The 17,370-nt window shown below is 76.3% G+C and carries 18 protein-coding genes; 11 read left to right on the top strand and 7 right to left on the bottom strand.

All coding sequences use genetic code 11. From position 1 onward, the window contains the following. Window positions 1-48: 48 nt before the first annotated feature. From hemQ to D1781_RS00810, 6 genes are read left to right on the top strand one after another with little or no spacing between them, the layout of a single operon-like run. Window positions 49-711 (top strand): hydrogen peroxide-dependent heme synthase, encoded by a 663-nt coding sequence (gene hemQ / locus D1781_RS00835; RefSeq protein ID WP_119480410.1) that lies wholly within the window; start codon window positions 49-51, stop codon window positions 709-711. Continuing rightward, entirely contained in the window at window positions 708-1,883 is a 1,176-nt protein-coding gene (locus D1781_RS00830) for a ferrochelatase (protein ID WP_233550884.1), read from the top strand. Before hemQ ends, D1781_RS00830 begins: the two co-directional genes overlap by 4 nt. Next, on the top strand, window positions 1,880-2,821 hold the full coding sequence (hemC, locus tag D1781_RS00825) for a hydroxymethylbilane synthase (protein WP_233550882.1): 942 nt from the start codon (window positions 1,880-1,882) through the stop codon (window positions 2,819-2,821). Before D1781_RS00830 ends, hemC begins: the two co-directional genes overlap by 4 nt. Continuing rightward, entirely contained in the window at window positions 2,818-3,606 is a 789-nt protein-coding gene (locus D1781_RS00820; protein WP_119480409.1) for a uroporphyrinogen-III synthase, read from the top strand. Before hemC ends, D1781_RS00820 begins: the two co-directional genes overlap by 4 nt. Next, complete coding sequence (gene hemB / locus D1781_RS00815) at window positions 3,603-4,580, top strand: porphobilinogen synthase (RefSeq protein WP_119480408.1); 978 nt, start codon at window positions 3,603-3,605, stop codon at window positions 4,578-4,580. The genes D1781_RS00820 and hemB overlap by 4 nt, the downstream gene beginning before the upstream one ends. Further along, window positions 4,562-5,968, top strand: coding sequence for a glutamate-1-semialdehyde 2,1-aminomutase (locus tag D1781_RS00810; protein WP_119480407.1), 1,407 nt, complete (start codon window positions 4,562-4,564; stop codon window positions 5,966-5,968). The genes hemB and D1781_RS00810 overlap by 19 nt, the downstream gene beginning before the upstream one ends. Before the next feature lie 127 nt (window positions 5,969-6,095). Here the strand turns inward: D1781_RS00810 and D1781_RS00805 are convergent, their stop codons facing one another. Further along, complete coding sequence (locus D1781_RS00805) at window positions 6,096-7,358, bottom strand: multidrug effflux MFS transporter (protein WP_233550873.1); 1,263 nt, start codon at window positions 7,356-7,358, stop codon at window positions 6,096-6,098. Between the two features lie 206 nt (window positions 7,359-7,564). Here D1781_RS00805 and D1781_RS00800 point away from each other — a divergent pair, with 206 nt between their 5' ends. Continuing rightward, complete coding sequence (locus D1781_RS00800) at window positions 7,565-8,578, top strand: LacI family DNA-binding transcriptional regulator (RefSeq protein WP_119480406.1); 1,014 nt, start codon at window positions 7,565-7,567, stop codon at window positions 8,576-8,578. 3 nt (window positions 8,579-8,581) lie between these two features. Here the strand turns inward: D1781_RS00800 and D1781_RS00795 are convergent, their stop codons facing one another. The 3 genes from D1781_RS00795 to D1781_RS00785 are packed head-to-tail and all read right to left on the bottom strand — an operon-like array spanning window position 8,582 to window position 10,588. Continuing rightward, a complete protein-coding gene (locus D1781_RS00795) occupies window positions 8,582-9,169 on the bottom strand; it encodes a GNAT family N-acetyltransferase (RefSeq protein WP_119480405.1) in 588 nt (195 codons plus the stop codon). Beyond that, window positions 9,166-10,101 (bottom strand): zinc-binding dehydrogenase, encoded by a 936-nt coding sequence (locus tag D1781_RS00790; RefSeq protein WP_119480404.1) that lies wholly within the window; start codon window positions 10,099-10,101, stop codon window positions 9,166-9,168. The genes D1781_RS00795 and D1781_RS00790 overlap by 4 nt, the downstream gene beginning before the upstream one ends. 1 nt (window position 10,102) lies before the next feature. Next, window positions 10,103-10,588 (bottom strand): pyridoxamine 5'-phosphate oxidase family protein, encoded by a 486-nt coding sequence (locus D1781_RS00785; protein ID WP_119480403.1) that lies wholly within the window; start codon window positions 10,586-10,588, stop codon window positions 10,103-10,105. A gap of 114 nt (window positions 10,589-10,702) precedes the next feature. On the opposite strand from D1781_RS00785, the gene D1781_RS00780 reads away from it, so the two are divergent. Continuing rightward, the gene (locus tag D1781_RS00780; protein ID WP_233550871.1) at window positions 10,703-11,659 is read left to right on the top strand and encodes a DNA-3-methyladenine glycosylase family protein; all 957 of its coding nucleotides are present in this window, start codon (window positions 10,703-10,705) and stop codon (window positions 11,657-11,659) included. Window positions 11,660-11,736: 77 nt separating this feature from the next. Here D1781_RS00780 and D1781_RS17720 read toward each other — a convergent pair whose 3' ends face one another. The 3 genes from D1781_RS17720 to D1781_RS00765 all read right to left on the bottom strand — a co-directional run bounded on the left by D1781_RS17720 (window position 11,737) and on the right by D1781_RS00765 (window position 14,668). Next, window positions 11,737-13,044: a DUF805 domain-containing protein gene (locus tag D1781_RS17720; RefSeq protein ID WP_199706328.1), complete on the bottom strand. Its 1,308-nt coding sequence runs from the start codon at window positions 13,042-13,044 to the stop codon at window positions 11,737-11,739. A 62-nt stretch (window positions 13,045-13,106) separates the two neighbouring features. Next, window positions 13,107-13,892, bottom strand: coding sequence for a C40 family peptidase (locus D1781_RS00770; protein WP_147392001.1), 786 nt, complete (start codon window positions 13,890-13,892; stop codon window positions 13,107-13,109). 338 nt (window positions 13,893-14,230) lie between these two features. After that, complete coding sequence (locus tag D1781_RS00765; protein ID WP_119480401.1) at window positions 14,231-14,668, bottom strand: Lrp/AsnC family transcriptional regulator; 438 nt, start codon at window positions 14,666-14,668, stop codon at window positions 14,231-14,233. Between the two features lie 125 nt (window positions 14,669-14,793). Between D1781_RS00765 and D1781_RS00760 the strand changes: the two genes are divergently transcribed. The 3 genes from D1781_RS00760 to rocD all read left to right on the top strand — a co-directional run bounded on the left by D1781_RS00760 (window position 14,794) and on the right by rocD (window position 17,346). Next, window positions 14,794-15,159 carry a hypothetical protein gene (locus tag D1781_RS00760; protein ID WP_119480400.1) on the top strand — a complete coding sequence of 122 codons (366 nt, stop codon included), beginning with the start codon at window positions 14,794-14,796 and terminating at the stop codon, window positions 15,157-15,159. A 208-nt stretch (window positions 15,160-15,367) separates the two neighbouring features. Beyond that, window positions 15,368-16,159 (top strand): dimethylargininase, encoded by a 792-nt coding sequence (ddaH, locus tag D1781_RS00755; protein WP_119481645.1) that lies wholly within the window; start codon window positions 15,368-15,370, stop codon window positions 16,157-16,159. After that, on the top strand, window positions 16,156-17,346 hold the full coding sequence (rocD, locus tag D1781_RS00750) for an ornithine--oxo-acid transaminase (protein ID WP_199706326.1): 1,191 nt from the start codon (window positions 16,156-16,158) through the stop codon (window positions 17,344-17,346). Before ddaH ends, rocD begins: the two co-directional genes overlap by 4 nt. The last annotated feature ends 24 nt before the right edge of the window (window positions 17,347-17,370 follow it).

The following is a 17,370-nucleotide window of genomic DNA, read 5'->3' as shown; positions in this document are numbered from 1 at the left end:
GCCCGCCGGCGAGTCCTGATCCGTGCTGCGAGCGAGGAAGTACCAGCGATGACGAACGAGGGCTGGGCCCTCTGGGCCGTGTTCCGCCGGGGCGACGCCGGGCAGGTCCCGGGCGATGCGACGGCCGGTCACCTCACGAGCGTGCTCGAGGAGCTGGAGCAGGGCGGGATCACCGTCCGCGGCATCTACGACGTCTCCGGGCTCCGCGCGGACGCCGACGTGATGTTCTGGCTGCACGGCGACGACGCGGCGGCCCTCCAGGCCGCGCTGCGCCGCATCCGTCGCACCGCGCTGATCGCGCCGCTGCTGCCGACGTGGAGCGCGCTCGGCGTGCACCGCGACGCGGAGTTCAACCGCAGCCACGTGCCCGGCTTCCTCCGCGGGGAGCGCGCCCGCGACTGGCTCGCGGTCTACCCCTTCGTGCGCGGCTACGACTGGTACGTGCTGCCCGAGGCGGACCGCGGGCGGATGCTCGCCGAGCACGGGCGGAAGGGCGCCGCCTACACGAGCGTCGTCGCCAACACCGTCGCGGCCTTCGCGCTCGGCGACTACGAGTGGATCCTGCCGATGGAGTCCGACTCGCTGACCGACCTCGTCGACATGATGCGGGCGCTGCGGGCGACCGAGGCGCGGCTGCACGTCAACGAGGAGACGCCGTTCTTCACGGGCCGGCGGATCACCGCCGACGAGCTGCCGGAGGTGCTCTGGTGAGCGCGCAGAACATCGGGACCGTCCGCAACGCCTCCGAGCCGGCGGCCTCGGGCCCGGAGCACGTGACCGAGCCCGTGGGGTACGACGCGATCCTGCTCGCCAGCTTCGGCGGCCCGGAGGGCCAGGACGACGTGATCCCCTTCCTCCGGAACGTGACGCGCGGCCGGGGCATCCCGGACGAGCGGCTCGAGGAGGTCGCGCACCACTACCGGCACTTCGGCGGCGTCTCGCCCATCAACGCGCAGAACCGCGCGCTCAAGGCGGCGCTGGAGACCGAGCTCGCCGCCCGCGGCGTCGACCTGCCCGTCTACTGGGGCAACCGCAACTGGGGCCCGTACCTGTCGGACGCCCTCCGCGAGGCGTCGGCGGACGGCGCGACGCGGCTCATCGCGATCGCGACGAGCGCCTACAGCTCCTACTCGTCCTGCCGGCAGTACCGGGAGGACTTCGCGCGCGAGCTCGACGAGACCGGGCTCGCGGACACGATGGTGATCGACAAGGTCCGCCAGTACTTCGACCACCCGGGCTTCGTCGCCCCCTTCACGCAGGGCGTTGCGGACGGCCTCGCGGAGCTCGAGCGGCGCCTCCCCGGCGTCGACCTCGCGACCGAGGCGCACGTGCTGTTCTGCACGCACTCCATCCCGACCGGCGACGCCGTGCACAGCGGGCCCGCCGCGCGCGGCTTCGGCGAGGGGGGCGCGTACGCGGCGCAGCACCGCGCCGTCGCCGAGGTCGTCATGGCCCGCGCGGGCCGCGACGTGCCGTGGGACCTCGTCTACCAGTCGCGCAGCGGCCCCCCGTCGCAGCCGTGGCTCGAGCCCGACGTGAACGACGCGCTCCGCGACCTCGCGGGCCGCGGGATCAAGGCGGTCCTGCTCGTGCCCCTCGGCTTCGTGTCGGACCACATGGAGGTCATGTGGGACCTCGACGAGGAGGCGACCGAGACGGCGGAGGGCCTGGGGATCGTGTCCGTGCGCACGCCGACGCCGGGCGTCGACCCCGCGTACGTGGCGGGCCTCGTCGACCTCGTGCTCGAGCGCGTGCACGGCACGCCGCCCGGCGAGCGGCCCGCGGAGACGGCGCTCGGACCCTGGTACGACGTCTGCCGGCCCGGCTGCTGCGAGAACGCGCGACTCGGCTTCCGACCGGCGGTCGCCGGGCTGGTGCCGTGACCGTCCGGCTCGGCACCCGCGGCAGCGCCCTGGCGCTCGCCCAGGCCGGGCGCGTCCGCGACGCGATCGTCGCGCTCGGCGAGCCGTGCGAGCTCGTGCCCGTCACGACCGTCGGCGACGTCTCGCGGGCGTCGCTCGCGCAGATCGGCGGCACCGGGGTGTTCGCCGGCGCGCTCCGGTCCGCGCTCGCCGCGGGCGAGGTCGACCTCGTCGTGCACTCCCTGAAGGACCTGCCGGTCGCGCCGGCGCCCGGCCTCGTCGTCGCCGGCGTCCCCGAGCGGGAGGACGCCCGCGACGCGCTCTGCGCCCGGGACGGCCTCGCGCTCGCGGACCTGCCCGCCGGCGCCGTGATCGGCACGGGGTCGCCCCGCCGCCACGCGCAGCTGGTGGACCGCCGGGCGGACGTCGAGGTCGTCGACCTCCGCGGCAACGTGGACAGCCGGCTCGCGCGCGTGCGCGACGGCGAGCTCGACGCCGTCGTCCTCTCCTGGGCGGGCCTCGCGCGCCTCGGCCGCCTCGACGCGGTGACGGAGGCGCTGCCGCTCGACGAGTGGCCCACCGCTGCGGGCCAGGGCGCCCTCGCGATCGAGGTGCGGGAGGCGGACGCCGACCCCGCCACCACCATCGGCCGCGTCGTCGCCGCGCTCACGGACCCGGCGGCGCGCGACGGCGCCCACGCCGAGCGCCGCGTGCTCGGCCGGCTGGAGGCGGGCTGCGCCGCGCCGATCGGCGTCGCGAGCACGATCGGCGACGACGACGCCGTCCTGTGGGCCTCCGTCCACCGGCCGGGCGGCGGGGACCGCATCGACCGCCGTCGCGTCGTGACCTGGGCCGCCGGCGGCCGCGCGGAGGCCCTCGACGCCGCCGCCGACGCCCTCGCGGACGAGCTGCTCGCCGCGGGCGCCGCCGAGCTCGCGCCGCTCGGAGCGGCCTCGTGACCGCGGACAAGCCGCTCAAGGGCTGGCGGGTGCTCGTCCCCCGCGGCGGCCCCTGGGGGCACGGCGTCGCGGCCGAGCTGCGCTCGCGCGGGGCGGTGCCCGTCGTCGCGCCCTCCATCAACTTCGCGGGCACGGCGGACGAGCCCGCCCTGGACGACGCGCTCGCGCGCCTGCAGGCCGGCGAGTTCGACTGGATGTCCGTGACGAGCGCCACCACGGTGGACGTGCTCGCCGCGCACCGCGTCGTGATCCCCGAGCGCACGAAGGTGGCGGCCGTGGGCGAGACGACGGCGGCCGCGCTCGTCGCCGCGGGCTACGACGTCGACTTCGTGCCGCGCCGAGACAACTCCGCGAGCGGGCTGCTCGCCGAGTGGGCGGAGGCGACGGGCGGCATCGTGCCGCTCGACATCCTCGCCCTCCGCAGCGACATCGCGAAGCCGGTCCTCACCGACGGGCTCCGCGCGGCGGGGCACCGCGTCTCCTCCGTCGTCGCCTACCGCACCGTCGGGGTGCCGATCGCGCCCGACACCGTCGCGCAGGTGTCCGCGGGCCAGTTCGACGCGATCCTCGTCACCTCCGGCAGCGTCGCGAACCAGATCGCGGTCCAGATCGGGCTCGTCCCGTCGCGGACCGTGATCGCGTGCATCGGCCCGCGCACGGCCGTGGACGCGGAGGCCGCCGGGCTCCGCGTCGACCTCGTCGCCCGGGAGCGCAGCAGCGAGTCCCTCATCGCGACCCTCGAGGAGCTCGCCGAGCGCCGACCCATGCAGGGGACCAGACCATGACGATGCCGATCCGCCCCCGTCGCCTCCGGCAGTCCGCCGCCGTGCGCCGCCTCGTCGCCGAGACCCGCATCGACCCCGCCCAGCTGGTGCTGCCGATGTTCGTGCGGGAGGGGCTCGCCGAGCCCCGCCCGCTCGAGTCGATGCCCGGGGTGCTGCACCACAGCGTCGACAGCCTCCGGCGGGCGGCCGCGGAGGCCGCCGCGGCCGGGATCGGCGGCGTGATGCTCTTCGGCGTGCCCGAGCAGCGCGACGGCATCGGCTCCGGCGCGACGGATCCGGACGGGATCCTCAACGTCGCGACGCGCGCCGTCGCGGAGGAGGTCGGCGACGCGCTCGTCGTCCAGACCGACCTCTGCCTCGACGAGTTCACCGACCACGGGCACTGCGGCGTGCTCGCCGCGGACGGGTCCGTCGACAACGACGCGACGCTGCTCCGCTACCGCGAGATGGCGCTGGCGCAGGCCGAGGCGGGCTCGCAGCTGCTCGGGCTCTCCGGGATGATGGACGGCCAGGTCGCCGCGGTCCGCGAGGCCCTCGACGAGGCCGGCCGGTCCGACGTCCTCCTGCTCGGGTACGCGGCGAAGTACGCCTCCGCCCTCTACGGCCCGTTCCGCGAGGCCGTCGAGTCCGCGCTGCAGGGCGACCGCCGCACCTACCAGCTCGACCCGGCGAACCGCCGCGAGGGGCGCCGGGAGGCCGTGCTCGACGTGGAGCAGGGCGCCGACGTCGTCATGGTGAAGCCCGCCTCCTTCTACCTCGACGTGCTCGCCGACGTCGCCGCCGAGAGCCCGGTGCCCGTGTGGGCGTACCAGGTGTCGGGGGAGTACGCGATGGTCGAGGCGGCCGGGCGGAACGGCTGGATCGACCGCGACCGCGCGGTGCTCGAGTCGATCACGTCGATCCGGCGCGCGGGGGCCGACGCGGTCCTCACCTACTGGGCCGTGGAGGTGGCCGGATGGCTGACGAACCGCTGACCCGCTCCCCGCAGCCGTCCGACGACGTGCCCGCGGGCGGCCTGTCCGCCGCCTCCTCCGAGGCGTACGACGCGAACGCCGCGCTCTTCGAGCGGGCGCAGCGGCGCATCCCCGGCGGGGTCAACTCCCCCGTCCGCGCCTACCGGTCCGTCGGCGGCGCCCCGCGGTTCGTGCGGCGCGCGGCCGGGCCGTACGTCTACGACGCGGAGGACCGGGAGTACGTCGACCTCGTCGCCAGCTGGGGCCCCGCGCTGCTCGGCCACGGGAACCCCTCGGTCGTGGCGGCGGTCAAGGCCGCGGCCGACCGCGGGCTCTCCTTCGGCGCCCCGACCGAGGGCGAGGTGGAGCTCGCCGAGCTCGTGCACGACCGCGTGCACCGGCTCGGCCGCTCGCCGATCGAGCGCCTCCGGCTCGTCTCGACCGGCACCGAGGCGACCATGACCGCCGTCCGGCTGGCCCGCGGCGCGACCGACCGGCCGCTCGTCGTGAAGTTCGCCGGGCACTACCACGGCCACTCCGACGGGCTCCTCGCCGATGCGGGCTCGGGCGTCGCGACGCTGGCGCTGCCCGCCTCCGCCGGCGTCCCGGCCGAGATCGCCGCGCAGACGCTCGTGCTGCCCTACAACGACGAGGACGCGCTCCGCCTCGCGTTCGAGCGGCACCCGGGCCGCATCGCCGCCGTCATCACGGAGGCCGCGGCCGCGAACATGGGCGTCGTCGCGCCCCTGCCGGGCTTCAACCGCTTCCTCGTCGAGACGGCGCACGCGAACGGCGCGCTCGTGATCCTCGACGAGGTGCTGACCGGCTTCCGCGTGCACCCGGGCGGCTGGTGGGCCCTCGACCCCGACGGGGCGCTCGACGTCGACCTGATCACCTACGGCAAGGTCATCGGCGGCGGGCTGCCCCTCGCGGCGCTCGGCGGCCGCGCGTCCGTGATGGACCTGCTCGCACCGCTCGGCCCCGTGTACCAGGCGGGCACGCTGTCCGGGAACCCGCTCGCGGTCGCCGCCGGGCTCGCGACCCTCCGCGCCGCGGACGACGACGTGTACGCGCGCGTCGACGCCGCGTCGCAGCGGGTGCAGGCGGCGGTGACCGCCGCGCTGACGGAGGCGGGCGTCGCCCACGCGATCAGCCGGGCCGGCAACCTGTTCAGCGTCGCGTTCGGCGTGACCGAGGCTCCGCGCGACTACGACGAGGTCCGGGCGCAGGAGTCGTGGCGGCACCCCGCCTTCTTCCACGCGATGCTCGAGCAGGGGATCAGCCTGCCGCCGTCGGTGTTCGAGGCGTGGTTCCTCACCGCCGCGCACGACGACCGCGCGCTCTCCCGCGTGGAGGAGGCCCTCCCGTCCGCGGCCCGCGCCGCCGCGGCGGCCCGCCGCCCCGCCTGACGCGCCTCGCGCGGTACCCGTACCACGTCGCGCGGTGGCCGCACCTCTGCGCGGTGGGTCGACCCACCGCGCAGAGGTGCGAGCACCGCGGGTCGTCCTCCGCGGGGCTGCCGGGCGCGGGGAGGCGTCAGGCGATCGGGGGGACCGTCCTCGGCCGGACCAGCACGAGGAGGGCGGTCGCGGCGCAGGTGCCGCCCACCACGGCGATGAGGCCGATGGAGGAGGCGGAGGAGGAGCCGAGCAGCCCGACGATCGGCGGGATGCACGCCGCGAGGCCGAAGTTGCTGACGCCGAGGAGGCTCGCGGCGGTGCCCGCCTCCTCCCCGTGGCGCAGCAGCCCGAGCACCTGCACCGACGGGAACGTGAACCCGCACGCCGTCATGAAGACGCCGAGGGGGATCAGCACAGCGACGAGGGGCGCCGGGTAGAGCATCGTCGTGATCAGCGCGACGGCGCTCAGCAGCTGGGCGGTGATCGTGACGCAGAGGATCCACTGCGGCCCGATGCGCCGCATCACCCGGGCGGCGAGCTGCGCGCCGCCGATGACGCCGACGGAGTTCGTCGCGAACACGAGGCCGTACTGCTGCGGGTCGAGGCCGAAGCGCCCCTGCAGCAGGAACGGGGAGACGGCGAGGTAGGCGAAGAGGCCCGCGCCCTGCATGGCGCCGACGATCGCCGCACCGACGAAGACCCGGTCGGTGAGCACCGCGCGGTACCGGGCGCGCGCCGTCGCGTGCCGGCCGTGCGAGCGCGCGGTGGAGGTGCGCGTCTCGCCGATGCCGACGGACGCGAGCATCAGCGCGGCGGCGCCGTAGATCGACAGGCAGACGAAGAGGCCCCGCCAGTCGAGCACGGCGAGCAGCTGCGAGCCGATCAGCGGCGCGAGGATCGGCGCCGCGCCGGACACCAGCCCCATGTTCGCGAGCATCCGCACGAGCCGGTGCCCGTGGAACAGGTCGCGCACCATGGCGGCTGCGACCACGCCGCCGCCGGCCGCGCCGATGCCCTGCAGCACGCGGAGCGCGGCGAGCACGCCCACGTTCGGGGCCATCGCCGCTCCGAGGCAGGCGAGCACGTGGACGGAGGTGGCGACGAGCAGCGGCACGCGGCGCCCGAAGCGGTCGGACAGCGGCCCGACGACCAGCTGCCCGAGCGCGAACCCGATGACGGTCGCGGACAGGGTGAGCTGGATCGCGACGTCGGTGGTCGCGAAGGAGGCCTGCACCGCCGGGAACGCGGGCAGGTACAGGTCGGTCGTGAAGGGGCCGAGCGCGACGAGCAGGCCCAGGATGACGACGACCGCGGCGCGGGCGCGCGGGCGGAGGGCGTCACCGGGGGAGACGAGGCCGGCGGGACGGACGACGGGGATGGACGCGGTGTTCGACGACAAGACGGTTCCGATGCGGATCGCGGTGGAGCGGGACGGTCCACGGCGGGCTGCTCGGGCACGGTCGGCGCCGCGTCCGGCGCCGGTGCTCGTGGAGACGACTCGACGTTCGCCCTGCAAGCGATTGCGGTGCAAACCCCGTCCCCGCGCGTCGCGGAGCCCGTAGCGTGGTCCCCGCCGGGCGGCGCCGGCAGCGGGACGGGTGAGGGATGCCGGCGACGATCCGGGACGTGGCGAGGCTGGCGGGCGTGTCCGAGGCCACGGTCTCGCGCGCGCTCCGCGACCTCCGGCACGTCGCGCCCGACACCGCGGAGGCGGTCCGGGAGGCGGCCGACCGGCTCGGCTTCGTCCCCTCCCGCAACGCCGCGGCGCTCGCGACGGGCCGCCCGAAGGTCGTCAGCGTCGTCACGCCGACCGTCGTCTCCTGGTTCTACGCGTCCGTGCTGGAGGGCGTGGACGCCGTGCTGCGGGAGGCCGGCTGGGCGACGAGCCTCGTCGACCTGAACGCGGACGGCGGCACGCGCCGCCGGCTCACCGCGACGGAGCTGCACGCCGGCCAGGCGTCCGCCCACGTCGTGATCGGCTTCGGCCTCGACGAGGCGGAGCAGGAGGTCGTGCGGGGGATGCGCGACCCGCTCGTCACGGTCGGCGGCAGCTTCGAGGGCGTGCGGGGCATCGGGATCCCGGAGGCGGAGGCCGCGCGGCTCGCGGTCGGGCACCTCCTCGAGCTCGGGCACCGCCGCATCGGGCACGTCGGGGGCGACCGCGAGCCCGGCCTGAACGAGGCGGTCGTCGGCGCCCGTCGCGAGGCCTGGGCGTCGACCCTCCGCGAGGCGGGGGTCGAGCCCTGCACCGACTGGTTCGCGTCGAGCGGGCTCGTGCTCGAGCGGAGCCGGGACGCCGCGCTGCGGCTGCTCGACCGCGGCGACCGGCCCACGGCGGTGTTCGCGGCCACCGACGAGTGCGCCTTCGGCGTGCTGCTCGCCGCGCAGCAGCTCGGGCTCCGGGTCCCCGAGGACCTCTCCGTGGTCGGTCTCGACGACCACGCCTTCTCGGCGGCCTACGGGCTGACCACGGTGCGGCAGTCGCCGCGGGAGCAGGGGGCCCGGGCGGCGCAGCTGCTGCTCCGGGACCTCGGCGTGCGCCGCCGCCCGGTCAGCACGGCGCCCGCGCCGGTGGAGCTGGTCGTGCGGTCGACGACCGCGCCGCCCGCGCGGCCCTGACCCTCAGGGGCGCAGCGTCATGACGGGACGGGCCGGCGTCGGGCGGGCCGTCTCGACGAACCCGGCGCGGACGAAGAGCCCGGCCGTGCCGTGCCACAGCTCCGCGCTCGTCGCGCCCGGTCGCGCCGCGCGGTCGACCGGGTAGCCCTCGACGACGCGGGCGCCGTGGGCGAACGCGTGCCCGACGGCCGCGTCGAGCAGGGCCGCGGCGACGCCCGTGCCGCGGTGCTCGCGCCGCACCACGAAGCACGTGACCGCCCAGACCTCGGGGTCGTCGGCCGGCTCGGCGCCGCCGCCGCGGACGACCCGGGTGCGGAGCACGCCGGGCTGCGCGACCCGGGGCCCGACGCGCACCCAGCCCGCCGCCGCCCCGTCCACCGTCAGCACGAGGCCCGGCGCCACCGCCGCGTCCTCCAGCTCCCGCACGAGCAGCGTTCGGCGCTCCTCGCGCGTCGCCGCGTCGAACGCGCGCCGCGTCTCGAGCAGCCAGCGGCACCAGCAGGAGGCGCCGTCGCCGCCGCCCGTGAGGGCGTGCGCGACCAGGTCGAACCGGTCCGCCGTCGCCGGCAGCACCTCGACCGCCGCCGTCATCGCTCCAGGTCCACCACGACGCGGCCGCGCACCCGGCCCGCGAGCACGTCGTCCGCGGCGGCCGGCACCTCCCCGAGGCCCACCACCCGCTCGACGAGGCGGTCGACGACCGCGGGCGTCACCCGGTCGGCGAGCAGCTCCCACGCCGACAGCCGCCGCTCGCGGGGCAGGTCGACCGAGAAGATCCCGGCGAGGGTCGTGCCGCGCAGGATGAACGGCAGCACGGTGCCCGGCAGGTCGGGGGAGCCCGCGAGGCCGCACGCGGCGACGACGCCGCCCGGCAGCGTCTGCGCGATCGCGTTCACGAGCGCGCCGCCGCCGACGGAGTCCACGACCGCGGCCCACCGGGCGGACTGCAGGGGGCGCCCCGGCTCGGCAGGCAGACGGTCCACGACCTCGGCGGCGCCGAGCGCCCGGAGGTGGTCGCCGAGCGCCGCGGCGCGACCGGTCGAGGCGTGCACCTCGCGGCCGGCGGCCGCGAGCAGCGCGATCGCGAACCCGCCCACGCCGCCGCCCGCACCCGTGACGAGCACCGGGCCGTCCGGCAGGTCCGCCCGCTCGAGGAGGAGGGCGGCGAGCGCCGCGGTGACGCCCGCCGTGCCGATCGCCGCGGCGTGCCGCGGCGTGAAGGCGTCGGGGACCGGCACGGCGGCCGCCGGGTCGACGGCGACGCGCTCCGCGAGACCGCCGTCGACGCGCTCGCCGAGGCCCGCGCCCGTCACGACGACCGTCGCGCCGTCCTCCGTGCGCCCCACGACGTCGATCCCGGGCACCATCGGCTGCGACCGCAGCACGCCGGGGCGGCCGGCGACCGCGAGGGCGTCCTTGTAGTTGAGGGAGGACCAGCGCGCCGCCAGCACCGTCCCGGTCGGGTCGGGGTGCTCGGTGAGCGCGGCGCGCTCGCCGGGCTCCCGCGCGACGAGGGCGCGCACGTCAGTCGAGCTCGACGGTGCGGGCCTCGCCCACGTCCGGCCGGCCGCCCGTGACCGCGGCCTTCGCGTACTTGAGGAGGACGACGGGCTTCGGGTCGTCCGTCGCCCAGTACTCGGCCGAGTGGACCGTCACCTTGAGCAGGGCGACCTTCGGGTCCTCGCGGCCGTGCTCGAACCACGCCTCCGCGCCGGTGTCCCACAGCTCGTCGATCTTCGCCGCGTCGCGCACGACCTCCGCCTCGCCGGACAGCGACACCCAGCCCTTGCCGGACTCGAGCGCCACGTTGACCTGCGGGTCCCGCCGGACCTCGACGGTCTTGTGGGAGGGGTCCTCCGTGAAGAACCAGAGGTCGCCGTCGAACTCCCGGTCCTTGATCGCCATCGGTCGGCTGACCAGGCGGCCGTCGTCGTCGACGGTCGTGAGGATGCCGATCCGGGCCTTGCCGATGAGCGTGCGGAGCCGCTCGATGTCGTCGTCGTCCACCATCCGCCGGACGCTAGCCGGTCCGGGCGCGAGTCGTCTGCGAGGGACCGGATCGCCGCTCCCGAGACCTCGGCGTGTCGCCGCAGCACGACACGGCTGTGATTACGCTGTCCCCCCGTGCGGGGGACAGCGATCCCGGCGTCCGTCGCGGCGCCGGCGGTGACGACCGTCTACGCGCCCGCCGAGCCGGTCGACCTCGTCGCCACCGTGCGGGTGCTGCGGCGGGGTGCGGGCGACCCGACCTTCCGCCGCGAGCCCGACCGCCCGGTCGTGTGGCGGACGGTGCGGACGCCGGAGGGCGCCGCGACCCTGCGGCTCGCGCAGCACGCGGACGGGAGCGTCCACGCCCGCGCCTGGGGCGACGGCGCCGAGTGGGCGATCGACGGGGTGCCCGAGCTGCTCGGGGAGGGCGACGACTGGTCGGACCTCGACGTCTCCGCCGTGCGGCTGCTCGCCGAGACGCGGCGGCGACGCGTCGGGCTGAGGCTCACCCGGTGCCGCCAGGTCGTCGAGATGCTCGTCGCCGCGATCCTCGAGCAGAAGGTCGCCACCGTGGACGCGCACCGGTCCTGGGCCTGGCTCGTCCGGCGGCACGGCGAGATCCCGCCCGGCCCGGTGCCGGAGGGCATGCGCGTGGCGCCGGCGGCGGACGCCTGGCGCCGCATCCCCTCCTGGGACTGGCACCGCGCCGGCGTCGACCCGAAGCGGTCGGCCGCGGTGATGGCGGCGACCGCCGTCGCGCCGGGGCTCGAGCGGACGCTCGCGCTCGGCCGCGGCGGCGCCGAGGTGGCGAAGCGGCTGCGGAGCGTCGCCGGGGTCGGCATCTGGACGGCCGCGGAGACGACGCAGCGCTCGCACGGGGACCCCGACGCCCCGAGCTTCGGCGACCTGCACCTGCCCGGCATCGTCGGCACCGCGCTGATCGGCCGCAAGGTCGACGACGCCGGGATGCTCGAGCTGCTCGAGCCCTGGCGGGGCCACCGGCAGCGCGTCATGCGGCTGATCGTCGCCTCCGGCGTCTCGGTCCCCCGCCGCGCCGAGAGGCTGGCGCCGCAGGACCACCGCTGGCACTGACCCCGCTCCCTGTTCTCCCCGCATCCGGGGAACCGGTTCGGCGGGCGCCGGTTCCTCGGATGCGGGAGGAGAAGGGGTCAGACGGCGGGGCGGTCCGGCGCGGTGAGCTGGGCGGGCGGCAGCGCCGCCAGCCGAGCGGCGACCGACCGGCGGGCCTCGCGGCCGCCGTCGAGGATGCGCTGCAGCTCCTCCGGCCGGAGGGGCACCAGGCCGACGAGGCGCACCTCGCCTGCGGCGGTCGCCACCGCCTCCGGCACGCCCGGCAGGCCGACGCCGACCAGCACGCCCACGCCGCCGTCCGCGCCGCGCCAGTCCGCCGGCGCGTCCGCGGGCACGGACATGGAGAGCGCGCCGTACTGCTCGAGCTCCGCGGGCAGGTGCATGCCGCTCGCGCCGATCCGGCGGGCGACGGCCGCCACGATCGTGAACCGCCAGCCGTCCGCGACGGCCTCGCGCGTCGCGCCGAGCTCCGGCGACGCGAGGTAGACCTCCGCGCCGGCGCCGAGCGCGGCCGCGCCCTCCGCCTCGCCGAGCCCGTCCGTCGTCAGCACGTCGGCGCCGTCCGGCCGACGGACGAAGAGGTAGCCCTGCCGTCGCCACGACGGCTGCACCCCGAGGCGCGGCTCGACGCGCTCGACCTCGCCGAGGGCGCTCCACGCCGCGGTGAGCGCATCCGCGGGTCGCGGTGCCGTGTCCGCGGCGTCGACCCGCGTCGCCGAGACGGGCAGCGGCGCGGTCGCGGGCGGCGTCGTCGCGGGTGCCGGCCAGGCGTCGAAGCCGCCGTTGGTCGGCGCGGCGGGCGGCGCGGCGGGCGGTGCGGTGGGCGGTGCGGCGAACGGCGCGGCGGAGGCGCCCGCGGCCGGCACGGCGAACGGGTCCGGCGTGGAAGGCGCGGAAGCGGCCGGCGCCGGCGCCGAGGGCTGCCAGCGCGCGGCGCCCTCGTCGAACCGGCGGCCCTCCGGGTTCGACGGCAGCACGTCCAGCACGAGCAGGACGAGCCCGCCCACGGACGGGATGAAGCCGAGCAGCAGGAAGAGGCCGGACAGGTTTGCGTCGTGCAGCCGTCGGATCGACAGGGCGATGCTCGGCACGATCTGCGCGAGGAAGAACACCCCGAGCGCGAAGAGCAGCACGGCGCCCAGCGCGTTCGGGATCGCGGCCACCGGCGAGCCGTCGCTCGCGAGGCCCGCGCCGACCGCCACGAGGGCGCCGCCCGCGATTGCGAGCACGAGCGCCGCGACCGTGTTCAGCAGCGCGGCCCACCAGAACTCGGACAGGCTGGCGCGCCCCGTGAAGACGACGTACCGCCGCCAGAACCGCGCGTAGGCGGTCAGCGGCGGTGCGCCGTACAGGGGGAGGTCGGGGTCGGTCGGGTCGACGGGCATCGCGCTCCTCGGCGGTCGGGCTGACCGCACGACCCTACCGACGCCCCCGGGGTCGGACGGGGTCAGGCCGGACGGGCCACCTGCGAGAGCCGGTCGCCGTTGCGGACCTTCACCTCGCGCACCCGCTTGCCCGGGTACGGGGCCTCGATCATCCGGCCGTGGCCGGCGTAGATCGCCACGTGGTAGACGGCGCCGGGGCGGCCGTAGAAGATCAGGTCGCCGGCCTTCTTCTTCTTGAAGGAGACGAGGCGGTGCTTCGACTTCGCCTTCCGCCACTGCGCGGTCGCGCTGTGGCCGCCGATGGCGACCTTGACGGCCTTGTACGACTTCATCGTGAGGCCGGAGCAGTCCCAGCGGCCCGGGCCCGCCTTGGCGAAGCCGTAGGGGTCGCCGATCTGCTTGCGCGCGTAGGAGACGGCGCGGAGCGCTCTCGTGCGGCCGACGAGCGCGGCCGTGGTCGCGGTGGTGCCGTCGCCCTGCACGGTCTCCGGACGCACGCCGAGCGACTCGAGGCGCTGCAGCAGGCCGGTCAGCTCGGGCGTCTGCCGGTCGGCGAGGGCCGCGAGGGCGGACTCTGCCCGGTCGGCCGCCGCGCGGTTCGCGGCGGTGTCGTGCTGCAGCACGGCCTCGTCGGCGATCGCCGCGGCCTTGCCCGCGCGGTCCGCCGCGCCGTCCAGCGCGGTCAGCCGCGCCTGCACGGAGCGGACGACCGCCGCCGTGTCCTCGGTGCGCTCGGCGGCCGGCGCCGCGTGGTGGGGCGCGCCCGCCACGGTCCCGCCCAGCACCGCGGCGCCCGCCACTGCCGATACCAGCGCGATCCCTGCGCTCCAGCTCGTCGTCCGACGCATGCCGGCTCCTTCCATGGTCTCGGCGCGCACGCCGCAGGCACGCCGCGACGCGGCCGTGCGAGCAGTCGCAGGCCAGGCGTCGAGGCGTGTCGATGGGCCGCCGCGGATGGGGTGGAGGGGCGGCGGATGTCGCCGAGGAAGGTAACAGGACGGTCACGGCCTGGACGAACCGCGTACACCGCCTGGACGCCGCAGGCCTGCTGCGCCACGCCGCGGAATTCGTTGCGGAGCGATACGAATCCCAGGTCGTGCCCGGGATTCCCAGGGGGCCGGCTCGCGTCTGAACCGGTTCGAACCGATTCCCGCTCAGTGGAAAACCGGGCGCCGAGCGCCTCCGGTCACCCCGCCGTGCGGTTGACGAGGCGCGAGAGCACGATCGCGCTGCGGGTGTGGTCGACGTTCGGCGCGACCCGCACGCGCTCGAGGGCGAGCTCGAGGCTCGGGATGTCGCGGCTCCGCATGTGCACGATCGCGTCGGCGCTGCCCGTCACCGTGCCGGCGTAGACCACCTCCGGCACCGCGGACAGGATGCGCCGCAGCTCGGTGGGGGAGACGGTGCCGCGGCAGAACAGCTCGACCCACGCCTCGGTGCTCATGCCCTCCGTCGCCGGATCCACCTGGATGGTGAACGACCGGATGACGCCCTCGGCCAGCAGCCGGTCCACGCGCCGCTTCACCGCGGAGGCGGAGAGGCCGACCACGGCGCCGATGTCGCCGTAGGCCGAGCGCGCGTTGCGCTTGAGGAGGTCGATGATGCGGGAGTCGATGGCGTCCACGATCCCGAGGGTATCGATCGTTGCGTTCTGGGGGCACCTGACGCACAGGCGCTGCGCGGACCGCGCTCCGACCGGGCGCGAACGGGGGGACGCGCCGCGCCGGTGCCCGTCAATACGGTGGCCGCATGTCGGCCCGAGCGTCCGCGCCTCCCGTCTCCTCGCGGCTCGAGATCGGGATCGGCGGGGCGGCGGCCGCCGTCGGCGCCCTCGTGCTCGTCGCCCACGCGCCGTCCGTGCCCGGCTTCGTCGCCGAGCTGCTGGTCGGGTTCGTGTCGGTCGCCGACTTCTGGCCGGTGCTCGGCGGCGTCGTGCTCCTCGTGCTCGGGGTCCTCGCCGTCGTACGCGGTCGTCGCGGCGTGCGCCGGCACCAGCGGGCGGTGGCGCGGCTCGAGTCGATGCGGCTGCGGCAGGAGCAGCGCCGCGGGCCCGTCGCGGGCGGCGTCAGCGCCGGCGTCGCCGGGACGGCGCACCGCGTCCCCTCCCGCCGCTGACGAGCGCTCGGCGCGTCGGACCCGGCATGAACGCAACATCGTTGCGCGACCGGACGCGTCCGTGCGCGATCGGCGTTGCACACTGGGAGCGAGCCGTCGACCTGGTCCGGCGTCCAGTCCCGCCGACAGAGAAGGACCTCTCGTGACGTCCACCGCGCCCGCGCGCAGCCCCGAGTCCGAGCGGACGGCGATCCGCCGCCGCTACCTGATGTGCCGCCCCGACCACTACACGGTCGCCTACCGGATCAACCCCTGGATGAACCCGCAGGACCCGACGGACACCTCCGTCGCCCTGCAGCAGTGGCAGACGCTGCACGACGCCTACACCGCCCTCGGCCACGACGTCGAGCTGATCGACCCGCTGCCCGGCCTGCCCGACATGGTCTACGCCGCGAACGGCGGCTTCACGCTCGACGGCGTCGCGTACACCGCGAGGTTCACCCACCCCGAGCGGCAGCCCGAGGGCCCCGCATACGGCGAGTGGTTCCGCGAGCACGGCTTCCGCGTCCACGAGGCCCGGGAGGTCAACGAGGGCGAGGGCGACTTCCTCCTCGTCGGCGACGCGATCCTCGCCGGCACGGGCTTCCGCACGAGCGTCGAGAGCCACGCCGAGCTCGCGCAGGTGACGGGCCGCGAGGTCGTCACCCTCCGCCTCGTCGACCCGCGGTTCTACCACCTGGACACGGCGCTCGCCGTGCTCGACCCGGCCGGCGCCGACGCGAACATCGCCTACCTGCCGGAGGCGTTCGACGACGCGAGCCGCGCGGTGCTCGCCCGCCGGTACCCCGACGCGGTGGAGGTCGGCATCGAGGACGCACGCTGGCTCGGCCTCAACTCCATCTCCGACGGCCGGAACGTCGTCATCGCCTCCCGGGCGAAGGGCTTCGAGGCGTCGCTGCGCGAGCGCGGCTACACCCCGATCGGGCTCGACCTCGCCGAGCTGCTGCTCGGCGGCGGCGGCGTGAAGTGCTGCACCCTCGAGCTGCGGGGCGAGCGGTGAGCGGCGCCCGCACGGCGCCCAGCGCGCTCGCGCACAACTACCACCCGCTGCCGGTCGAGATCGCGACGGGCGAGGGCGCGTGGGTCGTCGACTCGGACGGCCGCCGCTACCTCGACCTGCTCGCCGCCTACTCGGCGGTGAACTTCGGCCACGGCCACCCGGCGCTGGTCGCGGCGGCGAAGGCGCAGCTCGACCGCGTCACGCTCGTCAGCCGCGCGTTCGAGAACGACCGGCTCGAGCCGTTCGCCCGCGAGCTCGCGGCCCTCGCCGGCAAGACGATGGTCCTGCCGATGAACACCGGCGCCGAGGCCGTCGAGTCCGGCATCAAGGTCGCCCGCGCCTGGGGCTACCGCGTGAAGGGCGTGCCGGACGGCGCGGCCACGATCGTCGTCGCGAGCGGCAACTTCCACGGCCGCACGACGACGATCGTCTCGTTCAGCGACGACCCCTCCGCCCGCGAGGGCTTCGGCCCCTACACGCCGGGCTTCCGGGTCGTGCCCTACGGCTCGGCGGAGGCGCTCGAGGCGGCCATCGACGACACGACGGTCGCCGTGCTGCTCGAGCCGGTGCAGGGCGAGGCCGGCATCGTCGTGCCGCCGGACGACTACCTGCCCGCGGTGCGCCACCTCTGCGACGAGCACCGCGTGCTGATGATCGCGGACGAGATCCAGTCCGGCCTCGGCCGGGTCGGCGCGACCTTCGCGTGCGACCTCGTCGGCGTCGTGCCGGACCTCTACCTGCTCGGCAAGGCGCTCGGCGGCGGCATCGTGCCCGTCTCCGCGGTCGTCGGCGACGAGGACGTGCTCGGCGTGCTCCGTCCCGGCGAGCACGGCTCGACCTTCGGCGGCAACCCGCTGGCCGCGGCCGTCGGCCTCGAGGTCGTGCGCATGCTCGCGACGGGCGAGCCCCAGCGGCGCGCCCGCGAGCTCGGCGCCGTGCTGCAGGCGCGCCTCGAGCCGCTGGTCGGGCGCGGCGTCACCGCGGTCCGCGTGCGCGGGCTGTGGGCGGGCGTCGACATCGACCCCGCCGTGGGCACCGCCCGCGAGGTCTGCGAGCGGATGATGGCCGCCGGCGTGCTCGCGAAGGACACGCACGGGCAGACCGTGCGCTTCGCCCCGCCGATCGTCATCTCGGAGGCGGACCTGAACGCGGCGATCGACGTCTTCGAGGCGGCGCTGCAGGGCTGATCCGCGGGCGGATCTCGAGGCTCG

It is taken from the genome of Amnibacterium setariae, assembly GCF_003581425.1.
In the GTDB taxonomy this organism is placed as follows: domain Bacteria; phylum Actinomycetota; class Actinomycetes; order Actinomycetales; family Microbacteriaceae; genus Amnibacterium; species Amnibacterium setariae.
This window is presented reverse-complemented; position numbering and strand designations above follow the sequence as displayed.